The organism is Streptomyces sp. MBT65, from assembly GCF_016612545.1.
Taxonomy (GTDB): Bacteria; Actinomycetota; Actinomycetes; order Streptomycetales; family Streptomycetaceae; genus Streptomyces.
On sequence record NZ_JAENRY010000517.1, the window covers coordinates 1 to 3,964 of the forward strand.

General features: G+C 70.9%; 3 protein-coding genes and 1 pseudogene. All 4 read left to right on the forward strand.

Going from position 1 to position 3,964, the window contains the following annotated elements; translation table 11 throughout:
- Positions 1–4 precede the first annotated feature (4 nt).
- Complete coding sequence (locus JHN63_RS49485; protein WP_307782178.1) at positions 5–1,087, forward strand: peptidoglycan recognition family protein; 1,083 nt, start codon at positions 5–7, stop codon at positions 1,085–1,087.
- Positions 1,088–1,160: 73 nt separating this feature from the next.
- Positions 1,161–1,634 carry a hypothetical protein gene (locus JHN63_RS49490; protein ID WP_200691694.1) on the forward strand — a complete coding sequence of 158 codons (474 nt, stop codon included), beginning with the start codon at positions 1,161–1,163 and terminating at the stop codon, positions 1,632–1,634.
- Positions 1,635–1,705: 71 nt separating this feature from the next.
- On the forward strand, positions 1,706–3,508 hold the full coding sequence (locus tag JHN63_RS49495; RefSeq protein WP_200691695.1) for an ABC-F family ATP-binding cassette domain-containing protein: 1,803 nt from the start codon (positions 1,706–1,708) through the stop codon (positions 3,506–3,508).
- Between the two features lie 190 nt (positions 3,509–3,698).
- Positions 3,699–3,964: pseudogene (locus tag JHN63_RS49500) on the forward strand (hypothetical protein); the annotation flags it as partial.

Consider the following 3,964-nt stretch of genomic DNA (forward strand, 5'->3'; position numbering starts at 1 on the left):
CGGCGTGGTGCCCGAGGGGGCCGCGTCGGCGCTCGTGTCGGGGGTGGAGCCGGCGTCGGTGGCCGCCGGGGCCGCCCTCACCCCGGTGGTCTTCGCGGCCACCGACGCCGGCTCCACCCCCGACACGAGCGCCGACGCGGCCCCCTCGGGCACCACGCCGGAGACCTTCCCGGCCACCCGCACCGCCACGGCCACCGGCACCGCGCCGACCACCACGGCCTTCGCCGTGTCCTACGTCGGCCTGCGCTGGACCGGTGACCCCGACGGCGCCGGCATCCGCCTCGCGGACGGCAACTGGCAGCAGACGGGCAGTGGTTGCGCGACGATCGACGGCGGCGGCACAGTCCTGGTCGCGGCCGACGAGGCCACCACCTACGAGGTGAAGGCACCGGCGGGCGCGACGGACGTACGCTCGCTGGCCATCGACTGCACCCGGGGCCCCGACCGCACCTTCCACGTACCGTCCGAGCCGACCCGCGTCCGTGGCGTCCGCTACCTCTCGCGCCCGGCCTGGGGCGCCGACGAGGCGAAGCGGTACAAGGACGGCAAGGTCAACTCCCCCGAGGCGTACTACCCGTTGCAGTCGATCACGGTCCACCACACGGACACCCCGAACGCGGACCCGGATCCGGCCGCGACCGTCCGAGGGATCTACGAGTACCACGCGATCACCCTCGACTGGGGCGACATCGGCTACCACTTCCTCATCGACGAGGCGGGCGTCATCTACGAGGGCCGCTACTCCGGCGACGACCCGATCCCGGCCTTCGACCCCGACGGCAACCTGGTCACCGCCTTCCACACGGCGGGCTTCAACTCCGGCAACCTCGGCATCGCCCTCATCGGCAACCTCGTGGACCAGGCCCCCACGGCCGCGGCCAAGGCCTCCCTGATCCGCCTCATCAAGGTCATCACCCGCTTCAAGGGCCTCGACCCCCAGGCGAAGATCACCTACACCAACCCGGTCAACGGCGTGAAGAAGGACAACGAGACGATCAGCGGCCACCGGGACTGGCTCCAGACGGACTGCCCGGGCCGGACGATGTACGACCTGCTGGGCGAGGTCAGGTCGGCGGCGGCCCGCTGACCCGCGAGCGAGACTGGTGCTGCGCGCCGGGCCGTCGGCATGCGGCCCGGGCGCGCCGACTCAGGAGGACGGCATGCGGGTGGGGATCACGGGACATCGCGGGCTCGGCCCGGAGGTCGAGGAACGGGTCCGGGAGCTGCTCTCCGAGGCGGTACGCGGCTACGACCCCTCGGAACTGGTCGCCGTCTCGTGCGTCGCCGACGGCCCCGACTCGTGGTTCGCGGAGACGGCCCTCGCGCACGGCGGGCGCCTCGAAGTCGTCGTACCCGCCGCCGCGTACCGGGCCGGCCTCCCCGTATGGCATCACGCCACGTACGACACGCTCCTGCGGCGGGCGGCCCACGTGCACGAGACCGGCCTGGTGGAGTCGACCCCCGAGGCCCACCAGGCGGGCAGCGAGATCCTCGTCGGCCTGGTGGACGAGCTCCTGGCCGTGTGGGACGGCCAACCGGCACGGGGATACGGCGGAACGGCGGACGCCGTGGCCCACGCCGAGCGGACCGGTGTCCCCGTACGGGTGCTCTGGCCGCCGGGCGCCACCCGCTGACCTGCACGGATCGTCACCCTCCCCCCGCGCATTACTCTGGGAGGCTGACCGTCCCCCCTGTCAGGAGAGAAATGGCCGTCAACCTGGTCAATGTCGAGAACGTCAGCAAGGTGTACGGCACCCGTGCCCTGCTCGACGGTGTCTCGCTCGGTGTCTCCGAAGGGGACCGGATCGGGGTCGTGGGCCGTAACGGAGACGGCAAGACCACCCTGATCCGGATGCTCGCCAAGCTGGAGGAGTCCGACACCGGCCGCGTCACCCACTCCGGCGGGCTCCGCCTCGGGGTCCTCACCCAGCACGACTCCCTCGACCCGGAGGCGACCGTCCGCCACGAGGTCATCCGGGACATGGAAGACCACGAGTGGGCGGGCAACGCCAAGATCCGCGACGTACTCACCGGACTCTTCGGCGGGCTCGACATGCCCGGTTTCCCGCAGGGCCTGGACACCGTGATCGGCCCGCTCTCCGGTGGCGAGCGCCGCCGTATCGCGCTCGCCAAGCTGCTCATCGAGGACCAGGACCTGGTCGTCCTCGACGAGCCGACGAACCACCTCGACGTCGAGGGCATCGCCTGGCTCGCCCAGCATCTGCGCGAGCGCCGCTCCGCGCTCGTCTGCGTGACCCACGACCGCTGGTTCCTGGACCAGGTCTGCACCCGCATGTGGGACGTGCAGAAGGGCGACGTCTACGAGTACGAGGGCGGCTACACCGACTACGTCTTCGCCCGCGCCGAGCGCGAGCGCATCGCCGCCACCGAGGAGACCAAGCGGCAGAACCTGGTCCGCAAGGAGCTGGCCTGGCTGCGCCGGGGCGCCCCCGCCCGTACGTCCAAGCCGCGCTTCCGTGTCGAGGCCGCCAACGAACTGATCGCGGACGTGCCGCCGCCCCGCGACACCAGCGAGCTGATGAAGTTCGCCTCCTCGCGCCTGGGCCGTACGGTCTTCGACCTGGAGGACGTGACCGTCCAGGCCGGGCCCAAAGTCCTTCTGAAGCACATCACTTGGCACCTCGGTCCCGGCGACCGCGTCGGCCTGGTCGGCGTCAACGGCGCCGGGAAGACCTCCCTGCTGCGCGCCCTCGCCGACGCCGCCCGCAGCGACGGCGACACCCAGCCCGCGGCCGGCAAGGTCGTCGTGGGAAAGACCGTCAAGCTCGCCTATCTCTCCCAGGAGGTCGCCGAACTCAAGCCCACGCTCCGGGTGTTGGAGGCCGTGCAGCAGGTGCGGGAGCGGGTCGATCTCGGCAAGGGGCGGGAGATGACCGCCGGGCAGCTGTGCGAGACGTTCGGGTTCAACAAGGAGAAGCAGTGGACGCCGGTCGGTGACCTGTCCGGCGGTGAGCGGCGCAGGCTCCAGCTCCTCCGTCTCCTCATGGACGAGCCCAACGTCCTCTTCCTCGACGAGCCCACCAACGACCTCGACATCGAGACACTGACGCAGCTGGAGGACGTCCTCGACGGCTGGCCCGGTTCGATGATCGTGATCTCCCACGACCGGTTCTTCGTCGAGCGCACCACCGACAAGGTGTACGCCCTCCTCGGCGACGCCACGCTGCGGATGCTGCCGCGCGGAATCGACGAGTACCTGGAGCGGCGCCACCGTATGGAGGAAGTCGCCGCGGCCGCCGTCCCCGTCGTGGAGAAGGCCGTGCCCGCCGTGAGCGCCGCCGACCAGCGCGCCGCGAAGAAGGAACTCCAGAAGATCGAGCGGCAGTTGGACAAGGTCACCGAGAAGGAGGCCAAGCTGCACGCCCAGATCGCCGACAACGCCACGGACTTCGCGAAAGTCGCCGAACTGGACGCCCAGTTGCGGGACTTGAGCACCGAGCGGGACGAGCTGGAGCTGCGGTGGCTGGAACTCGCCGAGGACGCGTGAAGGGTGCGTGAAGGCGCATAACGGCGGTATCACGGGCCGGTCCTCCCTTGGGAACAGGGGAGAACCGGCCCGTTGTGCGGGGACAGCCGGGTGATAGAAAGGGCCGTCTGAGACCTGCTTGAATGCGCCTCCGGGACCTTCGTGAACCTCGGGGCGTGGCTAAAAATCAGTGAACGAGGGGGAGCCGCTGATGACTCAGCCGCCCGACCAGCCGCCGTCCGGCGGTTACGGAGTGCCGCCGAACCAACCGCCACAGCCACCGTCGGGCGGTTTCGGGGCTCCCGTTCCACCCCAGCCGGGTTACGGCTATCCGCAGCAGCCGGGCCCGTACGGCCAACAGCCCGGCCCCTACGGCTATCCGCAGCAGCCCGGTCCCTACGGTCAGCAGCCCCAACAGCCCGGTCCCTACGGCGGCTACGGCTACCCGCCGCCCCCGCCACCGCAGTTCACCCCGCC